We start from the raw sequence: 18389 nt of genomic DNA, 5'->3' as shown, positions 1-18389 counted from the left end.
AGGATCCCGTGTCCCGAACCGTCGCACGCGTCATCGTGGACGCGCTGAGCGAACTTGGCGTACGTCAGGTCTTCGGCGTCGTCGGCGACGCGCTCAATCCGCTGACCGACGCGATCCGCACCACCGAGGGCGTCGAGTGGGTGGGCTGCCGGCACGAGGAGGCCGCGGCCTTCGCCGCGAGCGCCCAGTCACAGCTCAGCGGCACCCTGGGCGTGTGCATGGGCACCGTGGGCCCCGGCTCGGTGCACCTGCTCAACGGACTCTACGACGCGGCCAAGAGCCGTACGCCGGTACTGGCGATCGCCGGACAGGTGCCGCTCGCCGAACTCGGCAGCGACTACTTCCAGGAGGTCGACAACGACGCGCTCTTCAGCGACGTGGCCGTCTTCCGGGCCACGATCACCTCGGGTGACCAGCTGCCGCAGATGCTGGAGACGGCGGTGCGCACCGCGCTGGGCCGCAAGGGCGTCGCCGTGCTGACCGTCCCCGGTGATCTGGGGGAACGGGAGCTGACCGTGGACCGGCCGGCCCGGTTCTCGCTGAACGCTCCGGTGAGCCGGCCGGACGAGTCCGCCGTCCGGCGAGCCGCCGAGCTGCTCGACCGGGCGCGGCGGGTCACGCTGCTCGTCGGACGAGGCGCCCGCGCCGCGCGGGAGGACGTCATCGCCCTCGCCGACCGGCTGGCCGCGCCGATGGTGCTCACGCTGAAGGCGAAGGAGGGCTTCGAGGGCGACGCCAATCCCTTCCAGGTCGGTCAGACCGGGCTGATCGGCAACCCCGCGGCCGCGTCGGCTCTGCAGGATGCCGACACGCTTCTGCTGCTGGGCACCGACTTCCCCTACCGGGACTGGTATCCGGACGGCCGGACCGTCATCCAGGTGGACACCGAGGCCGCCCACATCGGACGGCGGGTGCCGGTGGAGGTGGGGCTCGTCGGTGACGCGGGCGCGACCGTCCGGGACCTCCTGGCCCAGCTGGCCGCCGCGCCCGCCGACAGCGGGGGCGCGCGCGACCGTTCGCACCTGGAGGACGCCCGCAAGCGCTTCGAGCGGTGGCGCGAGGGTCAGGCCCGGCTCGCCGACCCGGCGCACGACAAGGGTCTGGTGGGCCGTGTCCGCTCCGCGCTGGACAACCGCGCCGGCGACATCCGCCCGGAGGCGCTGGCCGCCGTGGTGGACCGCCTCGCCGACGACGACGCCGTCTTCACGTCCGACACGGGCATGGCCACCGTGTGGCTCTCGCGTTTCGTCGAGATGCGCGGCGAGCGGCAGCTGATCGGCTCCTACAACCTGGGCTCCATGGCCAACGCCATGCCGCAGGCCCTCGGCGCCCAGTGCCTGGACCGGGACCGTCAGGTCGTGGCCTTCTGCGGCGACGGCGGGCTGAGCATGCTCCTCGGCGACCTCATGACACTCAAGACGAGCCGGCTCCCCGTCAAGCTCGTCGTCTTCGACAACCGTCGGCTGGGCATGGTCAAGCTCGAACAGGAACAGGCCGGACTCCCGGAGTTCGGCACCGTGCTGGACAACCCCGACTTCGCGGCCGTCGCCACGGCCATGGGCATCACCGGCATCCGTGTGACCGACCCGGCCGAACTGGAGGAGTCCGTACGCCGAGCCTTCAGCACCCCCGGTCCTGTCCTGCTCGACGTGCTCACCAACCCGGACGAGATCGCCGTCCCGGCCAAGCCGACCGTCGCGCAGGGCTGGGGCTTCGCGGTGGCCAAGGTGAAGGAGGTCGTGCGCAGCCAGGGCGACAAGGGAGTTGATGAGCAAGGGGGTTAAGTGGCACGGGGTTGAGGGGTACGGGGGTCGAGGGGCATCGGGACGAAAACCTGTGGAGGCCATGAAAGATCTTGCCTCTACGATGGGCCGATGGCGTCGATCAAGCAGGTCCAGGTCACCTTCGACTGCGCAGAACCCGAGCGCGTCGCTCGTTTCTGGTGCGAGGTGTTGGGGTACGTCGTCCCGCCGCCACCGGAGGGGTTCGCCACGTGGGACGCTTTCGATCGCGCGCTGCCGCCTGAGCGTCAGGGTGCGGCGTTCGCATGCGGTGATCCCTCGGGTGTGGGCCCGCGACTGTTCTTCCAGCGCGTGCCCGAAGGCAAGGTCGTCAAGAATCGGGTGCATCTCGACGTGCGGGTCGGCACCGGGCTCGTGGGTGAAGAGCGCGTGACCGCGCTCGAGGCCGAATGCGCACGACTGGTCGCGCTCGGCGGAACGCGTGTGCGACTGCTGACCGCCGACGAGTACAACGAGTCGTGCCTCCTGATGCACGACATCGAGGGCAACGAGTTCTGTCTCGACTGAACCGAGCGGCGGCGAACGATCGTAGCTGCGAACGGTCGTGGCGGCGTTCGTGCTCCGGACAGCCGGCGTGCCGGAAGCCGGAAGCCGGAAGCCTGCGGCCTCGTACGGTCGGTCAGTCCTGCTCGCGCCCCAGAACGTACAGGTGCGGAAGATTGACGACGATCGCCTCCTGGGTGCTGCGGGCGACGACCACCACGGCCTCCTCGGCAGGGTCCGGGTTCTCCTCGCGATGGGGCACGAACGGCGGGACGAAGATGTAGTCGCCGGGTGAGGTGCGCAGGCGCACCTCATCGCCACGGAGGTCGGCGCGTCGCCCGTCGCGCCCGCCGCCGCGGCGGCACTGGAGCAGGTCACGGACCAGTTCTCCGCCGCGCTGGGCGGACGCACGGACGTCGTCGCCGCCACGGGTTGAGGCGCCGGGCGCCCCGCACCGCGGGGCTTCGTCCGGCGTGCCCGGCCTCCGTGGTGGTTTCCGTGGTCAGCACGGAGGCGTTCGTACGCCCGGCGGGAGAGGGTGTGACCACAGCGATCGGGCCGGCCGGAACACCGGACCGGTCGTGGCCCACGCCTTGACCACGGGAGCGACCATGACCAGCACCGAAAACAGCGCGTACGAGGGATTCACGGCCGAGGAGCGGGCCGCGATGAAGGAGCACGCCCAGGGTCAGAAGAAGGCAGCACGACGTGGCTCGCAGGCGGAGAAGGCGGCGGAGGCCGAACGGGACGTGCTCGCGAAGATCGCCGACATGCAGGGCTCTGACCGGATCATGGCCGAGCGCGTCCATGCCGTCGTCATGGCCAACGCCCCGGCCCTCGCACCGAAGCTCTGGTACGGGATGCCCGCCTACGCGATGGACGGCAAGGTCGTCTGCTTCTTCCAGAGCGCGGCGAAGTTCAAGGCGCGCTACGCGACGCTCGGGTTCAGCGACCCGGCGAAGCTGGACGACGGCACGATGTGGGCGACCGCTTTCGCCCTGACCGAGGTGACGCCCGAGGCGGAGGCGCGGATCGCCGCTCTGGTGAAGCAGGCCGTGAGCTGATGGGCGCACCGGACGCCTCGTGATGCGGCTACCGGACGGCCATGGGTGCGAGACCGAGATCGGCCAGCGCCGCCGAGCCGACGGCGGCATGTTCGCCCCCGGCGAGCAGCAGCGTGCGCGCCGACTGGTAGGGGCAGCCGGCCGCCTCGAAGGCCGCGGCGGCGGCGAGTTGCCGCGGCAGGTCGCCGTCGAGCAGGGCTTCCGCGCGGTCCACCTGGGCGGTGGCGACCGGATTGCCGGCGACCACGGTCCGGGCGGCGTCGATCCGCGACCGGGCGCCCGGGTGCCCGGCGAGCACCGCGGTCTCCGCCCGGAGCGCCACGTACCAGTGGAGCCAGACCCAGGACACCCACTTCCACACCTGATCAGGCTCCGGTACCACCCGCTCCGACGCGGCGTCCGCGTCCCCGTGGTGGAGCAGCACCATGGCGTCGAAGACCGCGCCGTAACCGTGGCGGTGCTCCGGCGCGTTGCCCGCCCGGTCGACGATCGCGCACCATGTGTCCCGGCCGTCGTCGTCGCCGCGCAGGCCGTGCACCATGGCGACCGAGGCGGCGGCGGGGCCGAGCGAGAACGACCGCTGACGGCCGCTCTGCTCCCATGCGTCGAGGAACCGCACGCTGCCGGCGAGCACCCCGTCGACATGGCCTGCGAACGCGTCCGCGACCAGCAGCCAGGACGTGGCGTGGTGCCCCACCTCGGCCAGCAGCGGGTGGTGGGCGAGCTGCCCGCCCCACCGGCGGGCCTCCGGCAGCCGGCCCACGCCGACGGCGGTTCCGGCGGCCATGGCGAGGGCGTCCATGAGTTCGTGCGCACCGGCCGGGGTCCTCGGCGCCGCATCCAGCACGTCGATCCGGCGCCGGGCGGCCGCCGCCGCGGCGAAGACCTCACCGGTCCAGCTCCGGGCCCCGGAGAGCGCGTCGAGGGCGGCCGACTCCGCCACCGGGTCGCCCGCGCGCCCGGCGAGGCCGACAGCGCGTTCGGCGCGTGCGACCGTCTCTTCCACGGTGTTGACGACGTCGCCCTGGACGGCGCCGAACGCGTCCGCGACCACCGCCGCCTCGGCCAGCGCGAGGGCCGCCTCGGCGGCCGGGGCATCCCCGGCCAGCTCTTGTGCCGCCGCGAGCAGGGCGATCACCTCCTCCCTGGCGGGAATCCGCGTGAACGTGCTGGAGAAGCGGTACGCGATGGTCGCGGCGGCCGCCAGGTCGCTGCCCGCGCCGACGCTGTTCCCGGCCCGGCGCGCGGCGTCCCCGGCGGCACGGTGCAGCCGGAACATGTCGTCGCCGAGCCTGCGGCACCCGGCCACCGCGGCGGCCTGTCGCAGCGCCGCGGCCCCGGCGGCGTCGTCGGAGAGCCCGGCCGCCTGCTCGTATCGCTGCTGGGACTCGCCGAGCAGGTTGCGGAAGAAGGCCAGCTCGGCCAGGGACAGGGCGAGTCGGTGCGCGTCCGCGCGCCGCTCCGGCCGGTCGGCGGCCCAGGTGAGGGCGGCCCGCAGGTCGTCCGCCACGGCCTCGAACCGGGCGCGCCAGTCCGCACCCGAAGCTCCCGCGAGGGCACTCGCGCCGGTCAGACACCAGTTCACGTGGCGGGATCGGACGGGGATGAGCTCGTCGGCCTCGGCGAGCCGCTCCGTCCCGTACTGGCGGATGGTCTCCAGCGCGTGGTAGCGGGTACCGGTGACCGACGATGTCACGGCGAGCAGGCTCTGCTCGGCCAGCCTGCCGAGCCCGTCCACCACCGCGGCCGGATCCAGCGGGGCGAATCCGGCGACCTCGGCGGCCGCCTCGGCGGTGAACGGCGCGACGAACACCGACACCCGGCGCAGCAATGCCTGGCTCTGAGGTTGGAGCAGGTCATGGCTCCAGTCCAACACCGCCCGCACCGAACGGTGTCGATCGTCGGCGCGTGGTCCGCCGGTGAGGATCCGCAGCTGATCGGAGAGGCCCGCCGTGAGGCCGTCCGGTCCGAGCGTGGACCACCGCGCCGCCGCCAGCTCGATCGCCAACGCCATGCCGCCGAGCCGTTCGCAGATGGTCACGACCGCCTCGTTCGCCGCCGGACCCGGTGGCCGGCCGGCCGCCGACGCGCGGTCCATGAACAGGGCCACCGCCTCCGAATCGGCACCGCCGGCCCGCGACAGCGGCGGGACCGGGAAGACCCGCTCGAACGGCACCATCAGCCTGGCCCGGCTGGTCACGAGCACCCGCAGCCGCGGGCAGGCCGCCAACAGCCGCTCCAGGAACGGCGCCACCGCGACGCTCACCCGCTCGCAGTTGTCCAGCACCAGCAGCGTCCGGCGATCCGCCAGTGCGGCCTGCAGCGCGTCGTCGATGCCCCGGCCGGGCTGCTCGCCCACCCCCACGGCCGCCGCGACCGCCGCGCCCACCCGACCCGGTTCGGTGATCGGGACCAGGTCGACGAACCACACCCCGTCGGCGAAGTCGTCGGCCACCTCCGCCGCCACCGCGAGCGCCAGGCGTGTCTTGCCCACCCCGCCAGAGCCGATCACGGTCACCAGCTGGTGCATCTTCACCGCCTCGGCCAGCTCCCCGCGCTCCCCCGCCCGGCCGATGAACGGCGTCAACTGCGCAGGCAGGGCGGGGGTGTCGGGCGACGGCTCGGCGTGGGCGAACTCCGCCGCGTGCCGGGCGAGCGCCCGCCGATCCGGCAGCAGCAGCTTGCGCAGCAGTGAGGAGACGTGCGACTCGACGGTACGCACGGAGATGACCAATCGCGCGGCGATCTCCGCGTTGCTGAGGTGCTCCCCCAGCAGCGCGAGCACCTGGGATTCCCGGGCAGATATCTCTGGACTGGTCACCGCCTCATTATCCGTGGCGATTTCCGTGGTCGGCACGGAGGCGACCGGCATCCCGGCCGGGAGAGTCTGTGCCCACGGCGATCGGCCCGGCAAGGCTTCCCGGGCCGATCGTGACCCACGACGGACTTCCGGAGGACCGATGGACGCCGAACCCCGCTCCCGAGCTCAGCGTCGTCTTGACACCGAACACCGGCTCACCCACGACGTAGACGTCTGGGTGGCCAGTGCTTCGGCGGACGGCGCGCCGTACCTGGTGCCGCTGTCCTTCGACTGGGACGGACACGCGCTGTTGGCGGCCACCCCGACGAACAGCCCCACCGGCAGGAACCTGGCCGCCACCCGCGTCGTCCGGCTGGCGCTCGGCCGCACCCGCGACGTGACGATGATCGACGGCGACGTAGAAGTCCTCGGTCTCGACGCGCTGCCGCGGGAGCGGGGCGACCGGTTCGCCCGACGCACCGGTTTCGATCCGCGTGAACCGGCCACGTCGTACAGCTGGTTCCAGATCGTCCCGCGCCGGATCCAGGCCTGGCGCGAGGCGAACGAGCTGTCCGGCCGCGAGCTGATGCGCGACGGGCGGTGGCTGACCTGACGGGAGAGGAAGCCCGGGCGTCTTGTCGTTCTGCCTTTCCATTGCACCGCGCATATGCGTTCGGCCTGCCACCTGGACAGATCCCGGCCCGGCCGAACACGTATGCCCTCACCATTGACCGACGCACGCAGCCGCGTTCGTCGTCGTCGCGTCGGTTCGCACCGAGAAAGTGAACCGGTCCCCTGCCGGGCCGCCGAGTCCGGGCGGACCGCACGGGCGAAATCACGCGGGCAGAGCCGAACCGCATCCGCTCCCCCGGTCGAGAGCGAAGTGAAAGCGACGGTACGCAGCCGCATACCGGCGCTGGCCCTGTGTGCGTGGGCGAACCGGTGATGGAGGGAAGACGACGTGACCCCAACCGAACGATCATCGGACGTCGTGGTGATCGGAGCAGGCGTCGCCGGGCTCGCCTGTGCTCAGGACCTGCTGGCCGCCGGCGTCGGCGTACGGATCCTGGAAGCCTCCGACGGGGTGGGTGGCCGGATGCGCTCCGACCGGGTGCACGGCTTCGTGATCGACCGCGGCTTCCAGGTCTTCAACCCGTCCTACCCACAGGTCCGGCGACGCCTGGCGGGGGACGAGCTGGACCTACGTCCCTTCAGCCGGGGCGTCCTCATCCACACCGACACGGGCAGGCGCCGCCTGACCGACCCCCGCGCTCACCCGTCCACACTCGTCGACCTCCTGCCGGGGCGCCTCGCGGGACCGCGCGACCTGGCGGCGCTGGGCGCCCTCACGGCCTCGGACGCGCTGACCACGCCCCACCGGCTGAAAGGGCGGCCGGATCGGAGCACACGCAAGGCGCTCGCCGACGCGGGCTTCACCAACGCGTTCGTCGAGCGCTTCTTCCTGCCCTTCCTGTCCGGGGTGTTCCTGGAGGACCGGCTGGAGACGTCCGCCCGGGTCTTCCATCTCGTGTGGCGCAGCATGGTGCGCGGCGCCCTGAGCCTGCCCGCCGCGGGCATCGGCGCCGTACCCCTCGCGTTGGCGGCGTCACTTCCGAAGGACACCGTGCGACTGGAGACCCCGGTCGAGCGTCTGACGGACGACGGCGCGGAGACCGTCACCGGCGAACTCGTCCCGGCGCGCGCCGTGGTGGTGGCCACGGGCCCGGGACCGGCCGAAACCCTGATGCCCGACGTCGCCGTGCCCGCGTACCGGGTGGTGACGACCTACTACCACGCCATGCCGGACCCGCCGCTGAACGAGCCCACTCTGCTGGTGGACACCCGGCGCCGTTTCCTCAACACCTGCGTGCTGAGCAACGTGGCCGCCTCCTACGCGCCGCCCGGCCGGGCGCTGGTGGCCACCTCGGTGCTCGGCGCGGACGCCGAAGGCCGGGAACGCGCGCTGCGCTCGACGCTGAGCGAGGTCCATGACACCGATGCCGACCGCTGGGACCTGCTGACCGTCCGTACCGTGCCCGACGCGTTGCCCGCCATGGCGCCCCCTCAGGAACTCAGCCGCACGACCCGGGTGGCCCCGGGGCGATACGTGTGCGGCGACCACCGGGCCACGGGCTCGGTTCAGGGGGCGATGGCCTCGGGTGCGCGTGCCGCCCAGGGAGGTGCTGCGCGACCTCGACCGGTAGCACCCGGCGAGGACCCGAAGACCCGAAGCGCAGGGCGTCTTACGCGGGCGCCGCCTGGTCGTCGAGCAGGATGCCCAGCCGGTCGGCCACCGTGGTGAGGGCCGCGCCCAGCGGGAGCTCGACCCGGGTGAGGGCGTGCTGGTCGCCCCGGGTCGGATCCCGGTTGACGATCAGCACGGGCTTCCCTGCCTGTCCGGCCTGACGGACGAACCGCAGCCCGGACATCACCGTCAGCGAGGACCCGAGGACCAGCAGCGACGCCGCCTCACGGACCAGCGCGCGACAGTGCTCGACGCGCGGCGGCGGAACCGCCTCGCCGAAGAACACCACGTCCGGTTTGAGGATGCCGCCGCAGACCGCGCAGGGCACCACGCGGAAGTCCCCGACCTGTTCGTCGGTGAGATCGGCGTCACCGTCCGGGTTGATCGCGGCCGCCACCGGCTCGAAGTCCGCGTTGGCCTCCTCCAGCCGCGCCGCGAGCTCGCGGCGCGGGCTGAAGGCGCCGCAGGACAGGCAGACGACCCGGCCCAGGCTTCCGTGGAGTTCCACGACGCCTTCACTGCCGGCGGCCTGATGCAGGCCGTCGACGTTCTGGGTGATGACGCCCGAGAGCAGGCCGTGCCGCGCGAACGCGGTCACGGCCCGGTGCCCGGCATTGGGGCGGGCGCGCCCGAAGGTGCGCCATCCGAGGTGGCTGCGCGCCCAGTACCGGCGCCGGGCCCGGGCGTCGGCGGTGAAGTCCTGGTAGGTCATCGGGGTGTGCCGACTCAGGCTGCCGCCCTCGCCCCGGTAGTCGGGGATGCCCGACTCCGTGGAGATGCCCGCCCCGCTGAGCACCAGCACGCCGCCGGCGCTCAGCGCGTCGACGACCTGCTCCGGATCCGTCGTGCCCGGCGGCAGGTCCTCGGCAGGGGTCCAGCTCAGAGTGGGGCGCATGCGCATGCCGCCAGGGTACGGAATCACTCGCCAGAGGCGGGCCCCCGGCGTTCGGTTGCGTCCGCGGGACGCGAGATGGGTCACACCATGATCCGGCGAGCCGCCCTCCGGAGCGGGTCTACGGGCCTGCCCACACTGCATTTACGTGCAGCATGCAGCGAAGTGCGTACAGCCCGTAAGGGGCAGATGTCCCCCTATCGTCGCTCTTTGGCCTGCCGCCGGCGCCGTCGAGCAGACCCGTCCCTGCCCCCGACGAAAGTAGGCGAGCGAAGCTTTGCCGACTGCCACAGTCGCCACTCCCCCGACATCCCTCCCGACCGTTCCGAAGAACGCCACCGTCACGGACCCCGCACTCGTGAAACGCGCTGTGAAGGCCGCCGCGCTGGGCAACGCGATGGAATGGTTCGACTTCGGCGTCTACAGCTACATCGCCGTCACTCTGGGCAAGGTCTTCTTCCCGTCCGGGAACCCGACCGCCCAGCTGCTCTCCACCTTCGGCGCCTTCGCCGCCGCCTTCCTGGTCCGACCGCTCGGCGGCATGGTCTTCGGGCCGCTCGGCGACCGCGTCGGTCGTCAGAAGGTGCTGGCCGTCACCATGATCCTGATGGCCGCGGGCACCTTCGCCATCGGCCTCATCCCGTCGTACGCCTCGATCGGCGTCGGAGCCCCGCTGCTCCTGCTGGCCGCCCGCCTGGTGCAGGGCTTCTCCACCGGCGGCGAGTACGCGGGCGCCTCCACCTTCATCGCCGAGTACGCGCCCGACAAGCGACGCGGCTTCCTCGGCAGCTGGCTGGAGTTCGGCACGCTCGCCGGGTACATCGGCGGCGCCGGCCTGGTCACCGTCATGACCGCTCTGCTGTCCACGGAGGACCTGCTGAGCTGGGGCTGGCGGATCCCGTTCCTGATCGCGGGCCCGATGGGCATCGTCGGCCTCTACCTGCGGATGCGGCTGGAGGAGACCCCGGCGTTCGCGGCCGAGCTCGAGAAGGCCGAGTCGAACCGCCCGAAGGTGCCGCTGCGCCGGATGATCGTGGGCCAGTGGCGGGCGCTGCTGCTCTGCGTCGGCCTGGTGCTCGTCTTCAACGTCACCGACTACATGCTGCTGTCGTACATGCCGAGCTATCTGACCAGTGAGCTCCACTACGACGAGACGCACGGCCTGCTCGTCGTCCTCGGCGTGATGGCCGTGATGATGATCGTCCAGCCCTTCGCGGGCGCCCTCACCGACCGTGTGGGGCGCCGGCCGGTGATCGCCGCGGGCTGTGCGGGCTTCCTGCTGCTGTCCGTCCCCGCCCTGCTGCTGATCCGCCAGGGCAGCCTGTTCGCGGTCGCGCTCGGCATGGGCGCGCTGGGTCTGCTGCTGGTCTGCTTCACCGCGGCGATGCCGGCCGCCCTGCCGGCCCTGTTCCCGACAAAGGTCCGCTACGGCTCGCTGTCGATCGGCTTCAACGTCTCCGTCTCGATCTTCGGCGGCACCACCCCGCTGGTGGTGACGGCTCTCATCGGGGCGACCGGGAACATGATGATGCCCGCGTACTACATGATGGCCGCGGCCGTGATCGGCGGCGTGGCGGTGTGGTTCATGACCGAGTCGGCGGGCCGCCCGCTGCCGGGGTCCGCGCCCTCGCTGTAACGCCGAGGAGGTCCGGACGGGTCGTCGGCCGGGAGACGGGCGCGAGCCGCCGGACGCGTCGACCCGTCGGAGCCGTGACGGTCCGCCGGCCGGCCCGGCAGGCGGTTCGCCCCGGCGGACGGGTCGTCAGCCCGCGTAAGTCGCGCGTCCGCGTCGCTCCGCTCACCGGGAACGACAGGCGGTGGTTCCCATCAACTCTTCGCGAGCCACGTTTGTTCGAACGCAGATGGTGCACACGAGAATCTGACACTGTCTTTACACGACGAAGCGGAGAGACATCATGGGCATCATCGCGTGGATCTTCATCGGTCTGCTCGCCGGCATCATCGCCAAGGCCTTGATGCCGGGCAAGGACCCGGGTGGCATCATCATCACCATGCTCATCGGCATCGCCGGCGGTCTGCTCGGCGGCTGGCTCGGCAAGGTGCTCTTCGGCGTCGACTCCATCGACGGGTTCTTCGACCTGTCCACCTGGATCGCCGCGATCGTAGGCTCCTTCATCCTCCTCGCCCTCTACCGCCTCGTCACCGGCAACCGGCATTCGCACCGCCACGCGTGAACCGCCGACGTCGTAGACGGCCAGGCATCCGGACGGCTCCCACCCGCACTCGGGGTGGGAGCCGTCGGCGTTGAGGGCGCCGCGGATCGCGCCCGTCCCCCTACCGGCCTTCGGGGGAACTTCGGGCCTGCGCGGCTCACCGGCCGTCGGCCAGTGGTACGGGCATGAGGTGTCCACACCCCCCGAACAACCCACCTCGCCGCTCGGACGCCCGAACGGCGAGGAGCCGCACGTACCGGGTCTGCTGCGGACCGCGGCCGCGTACGCATGGCGGATCATCGCCGTCGGCGTCGTCGTCCGCGTCGTCTTCTCCGTGCTCGGGCAGTTCCACCGGGTCGCCGTCGCGGTCTTCCTGGGGCTCGTCATCACCGCCGTGCTGCGCCCCGTGACCGGCCTCCTCGCGCGCTTCATGCCCCGGCCGCTCGCGGTCGCCGCCGCCCTCATCGGCGGCGCCGTCCTCGTCCTCGGCGCGCTGGCTCTGGTGGGTGAGGCCGCGGCGGGTCAGCGAAGCGGTCTGGAGAAGGAGTTCGTGGCGGGGATCGACCGGATCGAGCGTCAGCTGGAGGAACCTCCCTTCCACGTTCCCCCGGACGCGTTCGACGATCTCCGGTCCCGGATCGGCAAGCTCCTGTCGAGCCACCGTTCCACCCTCATCAGTACGGCGCTCAGCGGCGCGAGCCGACTGATCGAGGTACTGACCGTGCTCGCCCTGGCCGTGTTCTGCGCGGTCTTCTTCACGTACTCCGGCGACCGGCAGTGGCAGTGGGTGTGCGACCAGCTCCACGACGGGGCCCGGCGGCGTGTCACGGTCGCGGGCCAGGCCGCCTGGCGGACGTTCACCGGTTACACGCACGGGATCCTGCTGGTGGCCGCGACCAACGCGGTCCTCGTGGGCATCGCGCTGTTCGCTCTGGGGGTGCCACTGGCGGTGCCGTTGGCGCTGCTGGAGTTCCTCGCCGCGTTCATTCCCCTGATCGGGTCGCCGATCGCCCTGGCGATCGCGGCCGTCGTCGCACTCGCCACGAAGGGACCGCTCATCGCCCTGCTGGTCGTGGCCCTGATCGTGGTCATCGGACAGATCGAGGGCCACCTCCTGCACCCGATCGTGATGAGCTGGGCCGTCCGGTTGCACCCGGTGGTGGTCGCCCTGGCGGTCGTCGGCGGAGCGGTCGCGGCGGGGGTGATCGGCGCCGTGGTCGCCGTCCCGCTGGTGGCCGTGGTGTGGTCCGTGCACCAGGCCATACGAAATCACGCCGACGCCGACGCCGACGCCGACGCCGACGGCCCGAAATGAGGCGAGGACCGTGCCGATACGGCCCCCACGGCTACGGCTCGCCGGCAAAGGGGCGCGGCGGCCGACGACCGAGAACCTCGGACGACAAGCCGCCGCGCGCCGGCTCACTTTCCCGCAGGACGCTCGCCGGCCGGGCGTCCGAGATCACGCGAAGATCAGCGACCATGGGTCGCCGTGGTGGCCATGAGCGGCCATGGCCAGTCCGGAACGGTCAGGAGTGGACGATACGGCGCACGTTGTCCACCGCTCCGCAGTCGGCCTTCAGCTGACGCTCCCTCTCCTCCAGGAACGCCTCGCCCAGCTCTTCCCGTCGCTCCATGGCGACGTTCTCGCGGGCGCCGTTGAGGATCGTGCGCTCCTCCTCGTCGGTGTGGTGGGCGACGGCCTGCACGAGCTCTTCCAGTTTCTCGTCCCACTCCTCGGAGCCGACCTCGTCGACCTCCAGGAGCTCGAGGAGTGCCTTGTTGCCCTCCTCGTGCTCCTCCTCGCCGTGCTCGACCTCTTCGTCCTCGATCTTCTTGAAGCGCTTGAGGGCGGGGTACACCTTCGCCTCTTCCGCCAGCGCGTGCGCGATCAGCAGCTGGGCGAACTCCTGCAGGGCGGCCGCCCGGTCGGCTTCGACGCTGCGCATCAGACGGAAGAGATCCTCCATCCTGCGGTGATCCTGGAGAATGAGTGCGACGACGTCTCGGGTGTCAGAGCTGTCAGCCATGGGAGCGGGCTTCACTTTCGTACGAGGAGACCTGGGGAAGGACCGAGTACCCCCAACCGCCGCCTTCATTGATCTCAGAGGCTGCCCTGCTCCGCAACTGCTCGGGCTCGGCGCCGGTCCCCCGGCCGGTCAGACGAAGGCACTCTGCCCGGTGATCGCCTTACCTACGATCAGCGTGTTCATCTCCCTGGTGCCCTCGAACGAGTAGATGGCCTCCGCGTCCGCGAAGAAGCGCGCCACCTCGTACTCCAGGACGATGCCGTTGCCGCCGAAGATCTCCCGTGACCAGGCCACGACCTCGCGCATGCGGGCGGTGACGTGGGCCTTGGCCAGGGACGAGTGCTCGTCCCGGAACACCCCGGCGTCCTGCAACCCGGCCAGCCGATGCAGCATGCCCCAACTCGAGGTGATGTTGCCCAGGCTCTGCACCAAGAGGTCCTGCACCAGCTGGAAGCCCGCGAGGGGGCGACCGAACTGCTGCCTCTGCGTGGCATAGCGCAGGGCCAGCTCGTAGGCGCCGATCATGACGCCGAGGGCCTGCCAGGCGACTCCACTGCGCGTGGCGCGCAGGATCTCCGCGACGTCGCGGAAGGAGGACGCGTTCTGGAGTCGATCGCTCTCCGGCACCCGGACGTCGGTGAGGGTGACGTCCGCGTTCTCGACGATCCGCAGCGACGTCTTGTGGGCGATCTTCTCCGCCTCGAATCCGGGCGTGCCCTTGTCGACGACGAATCCCTTGACCTGGTCGTCCGCCACGTCCCGCGCCCAGACGACGATGTGGTCGGCGAAGGTGGCGTTGCCGATCCAGCGCTTGGCGCCGTTGAGCACCCACGTGTCGCCGTCGCGCCGCGCGGTGGTGTGCATGCCGGCCGCGATGTCGGAGCCGTCGAGCGGCTCCGTGAGGGCGAACGCGCCGACGGCGTCCATCCTCGCCATGCCGGGCAGCCAGCGGTCGCGCTGGGCCTGATCGCCGCATGCGTGGATCGCGTACATGGCAAGTCCGTTGTGCACGCCGAAGAAGGTGGCGACCGAAGCGTCGACACGGCTCATCTCCATCGCCATCATCCCGGTGAGCAGGTGGCTGGCAGCGGGGCCGTGGTCGCCATGGCCCTCGTACGGCAGTCCGACCAGTCCACTCTCTCGGAAACGGTCGATCAGCTCCATGGGGAAGGTGCCGTCGGCCCAGTGCTCGGCCACCAGAGGCTGAACCTCGTCGCGCATGAACGCCCGTGTCCGGAGCAGAACCTTGAGCTCCTCCTCCGTGAGGGCGGCCTCGAAGTCGTAGAAGTCGGCCACGTTCTGCTGTTCCGTGAGTGAAGTCATGGGGCCCTTCTTCCACGCTTGTGCCGGGCGATGCGCACTGCGGGCGTCGGTCCCCTATGGCCGCCCCGGTCTGCTCAACCCCGCGGACGAGGGCTCGGCGTGGTGGGGTCTGCGTCCTTCCGGGTCCGCGCACGGTCGATGGACAATGCGCCCAACCCCACCAGCACGGCCGCCCCGAACCCGTACAGCGGCAGCCACCGGGTCGTGGTGGATGCCAGGCAGTCGGCGACGGCGTCATGGCTCTGGATGTCCTGCGCCTGAGCCAGGGCGGCGCGGTCCCGACCGGCGAGGTCTCCCAACGAGGCCTCCGTCCGCAGACTCTCGTACCTGCCCAGCTCCCGGCAGTCGCTGCGGGTGCCCGGCATCGGAAAGAGCCACGTCGAGCGCTGCAACACCGGGGCCAGTGCGATCGCGACGCACAGGCCCACCACCAGCGAGTACGCGACCAGCGACTGTACATACGCGCTGCGCAGGCCGGGCGCCCACGGAGGCAGGCGGTAGAAGGAGACGATCACCGCGAGGAGAGTCACTCCGATGTAAGCCGCGAACCACTCCCAGGAGCCCTGCGCGAGGGCGAACGTGAGGACGGCGGCAAGCCCGATGCCGATGACACCGGCCTGGCCGGGGTCGCCATGGACTCCTGGGCGGACCGGCGGGGATGTCCGGGCCTGTTGAGCATCGCGGTCGCCCACGGTCTTTCCTCCCTCGTCCGAGGCCACCAGTGTTCGCACACGTCGCACCATTGGCCCGACGCCGGGCGGTCGGCCCGCCCCCGGAGCCGCCCGATTGGCGGATCCACGTGACGCGCTCCCCCGAGCCGTACGGCCGTCACCGTCGTCTGCAGAGACGGTGCCGGGGGCGGCTCTGCCTGGGGAGGTCTGCGCAACCACCTCCCTCCTGCGCCCGTGGAGGTCAGCGTGTCCGTGGTCCAGCGTGAGCCGTGCGAAAGAGGGCAGAAGCCACCGTCAGTACTGCAAACACCTGGTGCCTCGCTCAGCACACAGGTCATCTCACGCAAGACGAGTAAGGAACTTCAGTGGCTGACCTACTGACCGACGGGCAGCCCGACCCAGCGCGGTCCGGGCCGACGGACATCGCCGGCCTGCCCGTACAGGTCCGTCAGGATCTGACGCGCAGGCTGAGGCGCAACAAGCGTCCCTTCAGCGACGAGGACGTCCAGGTCGTCGAACCACCGCTGCTCCGACGCGCGGTGAGTGCCTCGGCACTCGGCAACTGCATGGAATGGTTCGACTTCGGCGTCTACAGCTACCTCGCCGCCACCCTCGGAAAGGTCTTCTTTCCCGGAGCGTCGCCCGCCGCCCAGGTGATCTCGTCCTTCGCCACCTTCGCGGCCGCGTTCGTCGTACGCCCGCTCGGCGGCCTCGTCTTCGGACCGCTCGGAGACCGCCTCGGTCGGCAGAAGGTACTGGCCACCACCATGATCATGATGGCGGCCGGCACGTTCGCCATCGGTCTCATCCCCAGTTACGCCACGATCGGCATCGCCGCCCCGATCCTGCTGTTGCTGTCCCGCATGGCGCAGGGCTTCTCCACCGGCGGCGAGTACGGGGGCGCCACGACCTTCGTCGCCGAGTACTCGCCCGACCGGCGTCGCGGCTTCCTCTCCAGTTGGCTCGACTTCGGCACCTTCGTCGGCTACGCGCTGGGCTCCGCCCTGGTCACCACGTTGAATCTCGCTCTGAGCGACGCCCAGATGCTCTCGTGGGGCTGGCGGATCCCGTTCCTCGTCGCGGGCCCGCTCGGGGTGATCGGCCTCTACATGCGTCTCAAGCTCGAGGAGTCGCCCGCGTTCCAGCAGCAGCTCGACGAACACGAGGAGAGCCTCGCCAAGGAATCGGCGGGCACCGAGTTCAGGACCATCGTCAAGGACCACTGGCGGGCCCTGCTCATCTGCATGGGACTGGTACTGCTCTACAACGTCACCAACTACATGGTCACGGGATTCCTGCCGACCTATCAGACGGAGACCCTCGGCCGATCCAGCAGTTCCGCGGACGTCCTCGTGCTCGTGGGCATGGTGTGGATCGTGCTGCTGATCACCTTCCTCGGCAGGCTCAGCGACCACGTCGGCCGACGCCCCCTCTACGGGTATGCGGCGGCGGGCATGATCCTGCTCGCCATCCCCTCCTTCCTGTTGATCAAGATGGACGGAACCTGGCCGCCGGTCCTCGGCGTGCTGATCCTGTCCACCCTGCTGGCGTGCTTCGCCGCGCCGAGCGCCGCGACGCTGCCCGCCCTGTTCCCGACGGCCGTCCGTTACGCGGCCATGGGCATCGGCTTCAACTTCGCGGTGGCCGCGTTCGGCGGTACCACCCCCCTGGTGACAGAGGCGCTGGTGAGCATCACCGGGAACGACATGATGCCCGCGTTCTACCTCATGGCCGCCGGCGCCGTCGGACTGTTCACGGTCCGCTTCCTGCCCGAGAGCGCCCAGGTGTCCCTGCACGGCTCCCAGCCGATGGTGGGATCGAAGAAGGAGCGACGGGAACTGATCGTCACCTCGCAGGAGCTGTACCGGGTCGGCCGTGAGACGTCCGACCGCCCCTGAGCCCTCACCCGAGACCGGCGCCCCGGAACCCTCGGTGAGGGCCGACAGGGCCCCCACAGGTGTGCCGCGGGTGTGCCGCCCCGCCTAGCCTGGACGGCGTGAGCACCGAGAGCGACATCCGCGCCTTCCTGGCCTCCCGCCGCGCCAAGATCACCCCGCAGCGGGCCGGCCTGCCCGCCTACGGCGGCAATCGGCGCGTACCGGGCCTGCGTCGCGAGGAGGTCGCCCTGCTCGCCGGAGTCAGTGTCGACTACTACGTCCGCCTCGAGCGCGGCCACCTCGCCGGCGCCTCGGAGGAGGTCCTCGACGCCGTGGCGAACGCCCTCCAGCTCGACGACGCCGAGCGAGCCCATCTCCACGACCTGGCCCGCGCCGCCGCCAAACGTCCTGCCCGCGGCAGCGGGCGCGCCCGGGGCCCGCTCCCGGACAGCGTCCTGCGCGTGCTGAACTCCATGACCGACTCGCCGGCCTTCATCCGCAACGGCCGCCTGGACATCCTCGCCGTCAACGGCCTCGGCCGCGCCCTCTACTCCCCGTTGTTCACCCACGACGCCGCCCGGCCGGTCAACATCGCCCGCTTCCAGTTCCTCGACCCGCGTGGCCGAGCCTTCTTCCCTGACTGGGAGGGGTCCGTGCACACCACCGTCGCCCTACTGCGCACCGAAGCCGGGCGGGCCCCGCACGACAGCGACCTGACCGGGCTGGTCGGCGAACTCGTCACCCGCAGCGAGGAGTTCCGCACGGCCTGGGCCAAGCACAACGTGCGCCTGCACCACGCCGGCCGGAAGTCCTTCCACCACCCCGCCGTCGGCGTGATCACCCTCGACTTCGACGCCATGGAACTGCCCGCCCAGCCCGGCCTGACCCTCACCGCCTACAGCGCCGCCCCCGGCACACCCGACCACGACGCCCTGCGGCTCCTCGCCACCTGGGCCGCCACCGAACAGCCTCACCCCACCGCCACCGAGGCGGACGAGGGTCACTCACGTCAGCGCTAGCGCACCAGGTGG

Annotated in this window: 15 protein-coding genes and 2 pseudogenes; 11 read left to right on the top strand and 6 right to left on the bottom strand. The window is 71.2% G+C overall.

Annotated elements, in window-relative coordinates; genetic code table 11:
• Nucleotides 1–8 precede the first annotated feature (8 nt).
• Together ACIRPU_RS38815 and ACIRPU_RS38810 are read left to right on the top strand one after the other, a co-directional pair.
• Entirely contained in the window at nucleotides 9–1784 is a 1776-nt protein-coding gene (locus ACIRPU_RS38815; RefSeq protein ID WP_403876202.1) for a thiamine pyrophosphate-dependent enzyme, read from the top strand.
• Between the two features lie 90 nt (nucleotides 1785–1874).
• Nucleotides 1875–2309, top strand: coding sequence for a VOC family protein (locus ACIRPU_RS38810; protein ID WP_403876199.1), 435 nt, complete (start codon nucleotides 1875–1877; stop codon nucleotides 2307–2309).
• Nucleotides 2310–2421: 112 nt separating this feature from the next.
• Here the strand turns inward: ACIRPU_RS38810 and ACIRPU_RS38805 are convergent.
• Nucleotides 2422–2607, bottom strand: a pseudogene (locus ACIRPU_RS38805) (cupin); the annotation flags it as partial.
• A 6-nt stretch (nucleotides 2608–2613) separates the two neighbouring features.
• On the opposite strand from ACIRPU_RS38805, the pseudogene ACIRPU_RS38800 reads away from it, so the two are divergent.
• Nucleotides 2614–2721 (top strand): annotated as a pseudogene (locus ACIRPU_RS38800) (FMN reductase (NADPH)); the annotation flags it as partial.
• A 175-nt stretch (nucleotides 2722–2896) separates the two neighbouring features.
• Nucleotides 2897–3349 (top strand): iron chaperone, encoded by a 453-nt coding sequence (locus tag ACIRPU_RS38795; protein ID WP_403876196.1) that lies wholly within the window; start codon nucleotides 2897–2899, stop codon nucleotides 3347–3349.
• Nucleotides 3350–3377: 28 nt separating this feature from the next.
• Here ACIRPU_RS38795 and ACIRPU_RS38790 read toward each other — a convergent pair whose 3' ends face one another.
• Entirely contained in the window at nucleotides 3378–6170 is a 2793-nt protein-coding gene (locus ACIRPU_RS38790; protein WP_403876193.1) for an ATP-binding protein, read from the bottom strand.
• Nucleotides 6171–6309: 139 nt separating this feature from the next.
• Between ACIRPU_RS38790 and ACIRPU_RS38785 the strand changes: the two genes are divergently transcribed.
• On the top strand, nucleotides 6310–6762 hold the full coding sequence (locus tag ACIRPU_RS38785) for a pyridoxamine 5'-phosphate oxidase family protein (RefSeq protein WP_403876190.1): 453 nt from the start codon (nucleotides 6310–6312) through the stop codon (nucleotides 6760–6762).
• A gap of 378 nt (nucleotides 6763–7140) precedes the next feature.
• Nucleotides 7141–8451 (top strand): NAD(P)/FAD-dependent oxidoreductase, encoded by a 1311-nt coding sequence (locus ACIRPU_RS38780; RefSeq protein ID WP_403876187.1) that lies wholly within the window; start codon nucleotides 7141–7143, stop codon nucleotides 8449–8451.
• On the opposite strand, the gene ACIRPU_RS38775 is transcribed toward ACIRPU_RS38780, so the two are convergent.
• Complete coding sequence (locus tag ACIRPU_RS38775; protein WP_403876184.1) at nucleotides 8393–9295, bottom strand: NAD-dependent protein deacetylase; 903 nt, start codon at nucleotides 9293–9295, stop codon at nucleotides 8393–8395. The two genes, ACIRPU_RS38780 and ACIRPU_RS38775, sit on opposite strands and share 59 nt — an antisense overlap.
• A gap of 268 nt (nucleotides 9296–9563) precedes the next feature.
• On the opposite strand from ACIRPU_RS38775, the gene proP reads away from it, so the two are divergent.
• The 3 genes from proP (at nucleotide 9564) to ACIRPU_RS38760 (ending at nucleotide 12775) form a co-directional block, all read left to right on the top strand.
• Nucleotides 9564–10922, top strand: a complete 1359-nt coding sequence (gene proP / locus ACIRPU_RS38770) for a glycine betaine/L-proline transporter ProP (protein WP_384120751.1) — start codon at nucleotides 9564–9566, stop codon at nucleotides 10920–10922.
• 280 nt (nucleotides 10923–11202) lie between these two features.
• Nucleotides 11203–11481, top strand: coding sequence for a GlsB/YeaQ/YmgE family stress response membrane protein (locus ACIRPU_RS38765; protein WP_355706303.1), 279 nt, complete (start codon nucleotides 11203–11205; stop codon nucleotides 11479–11481).
• A gap of 169 nt (nucleotides 11482–11650) precedes the next feature.
• Nucleotides 11651–12775 carry an AI-2E family transporter gene (locus ACIRPU_RS38760; protein ID WP_403876179.1) on the top strand — a complete coding sequence of 375 codons (1125 nt, stop codon included), beginning with the start codon at nucleotides 11651–11653 and terminating at the stop codon, nucleotides 12773–12775.
• A gap of 211 nt (nucleotides 12776–12986) precedes the next feature.
• Here ACIRPU_RS38760 and ACIRPU_RS38755 read toward each other — a convergent pair whose 3' ends face one another.
• The 3 genes from ACIRPU_RS38755 to ACIRPU_RS38745 form a co-directional block, all read right to left on the bottom strand.
• Nucleotides 12987–13487, bottom strand: coding sequence for a hemerythrin domain-containing protein (locus ACIRPU_RS38755; protein ID WP_403876177.1), 501 nt, complete (start codon nucleotides 13485–13487; stop codon nucleotides 12987–12989).
• Nucleotides 13488–13616: 129 nt separating this feature from the next.
• Nucleotides 13617–14810, bottom strand: coding sequence for an acyl-CoA dehydrogenase family protein (locus ACIRPU_RS38750; RefSeq protein ID WP_403876174.1), 1194 nt, complete (start codon nucleotides 14808–14810; stop codon nucleotides 13617–13619).
• Nucleotides 14811–14884: 74 nt separating this feature from the next.
• Nucleotides 14885–15541: a hypothetical protein gene (locus tag ACIRPU_RS38745; RefSeq protein WP_403876171.1), complete on the bottom strand. Its 657-nt coding sequence runs from the start codon at nucleotides 15539–15541 to the stop codon at nucleotides 14885–14887.
• Between the two features lie 305 nt (nucleotides 15542–15846).
• Here ACIRPU_RS38745 and ACIRPU_RS38740 point away from each other — a divergent pair, with 305 nt between their 5' ends.
• Nucleotides 15847–17379: an MFS transporter gene (locus ACIRPU_RS38740; protein WP_403876169.1), complete on the top strand. Its 1533-nt coding sequence runs from the start codon at nucleotides 15847–15849 to the stop codon at nucleotides 17377–17379.
• A 98-nt stretch (nucleotides 17380–17477) separates the two neighbouring features.
• The gene (locus ACIRPU_RS38735) at nucleotides 17478–18377 is read left to right on the top strand and encodes a helix-turn-helix domain-containing protein (RefSeq protein ID WP_403876167.1); all 900 of its coding nucleotides are present in this window, start codon (nucleotides 17478–17480) and stop codon (nucleotides 18375–18377) included.
• Nucleotides 18378–18389: the final 12 nt, after the last annotated feature.

The organism is Streptomyces sp. NPDC102259, from assembly GCF_044766465.1.
Lineage (GTDB): Bacteria > Actinomycetota > Actinomycetes > Streptomycetales > Streptomycetaceae > Streptomyces.
This window is presented reverse-complemented; position numbering and strand designations above follow the sequence as displayed.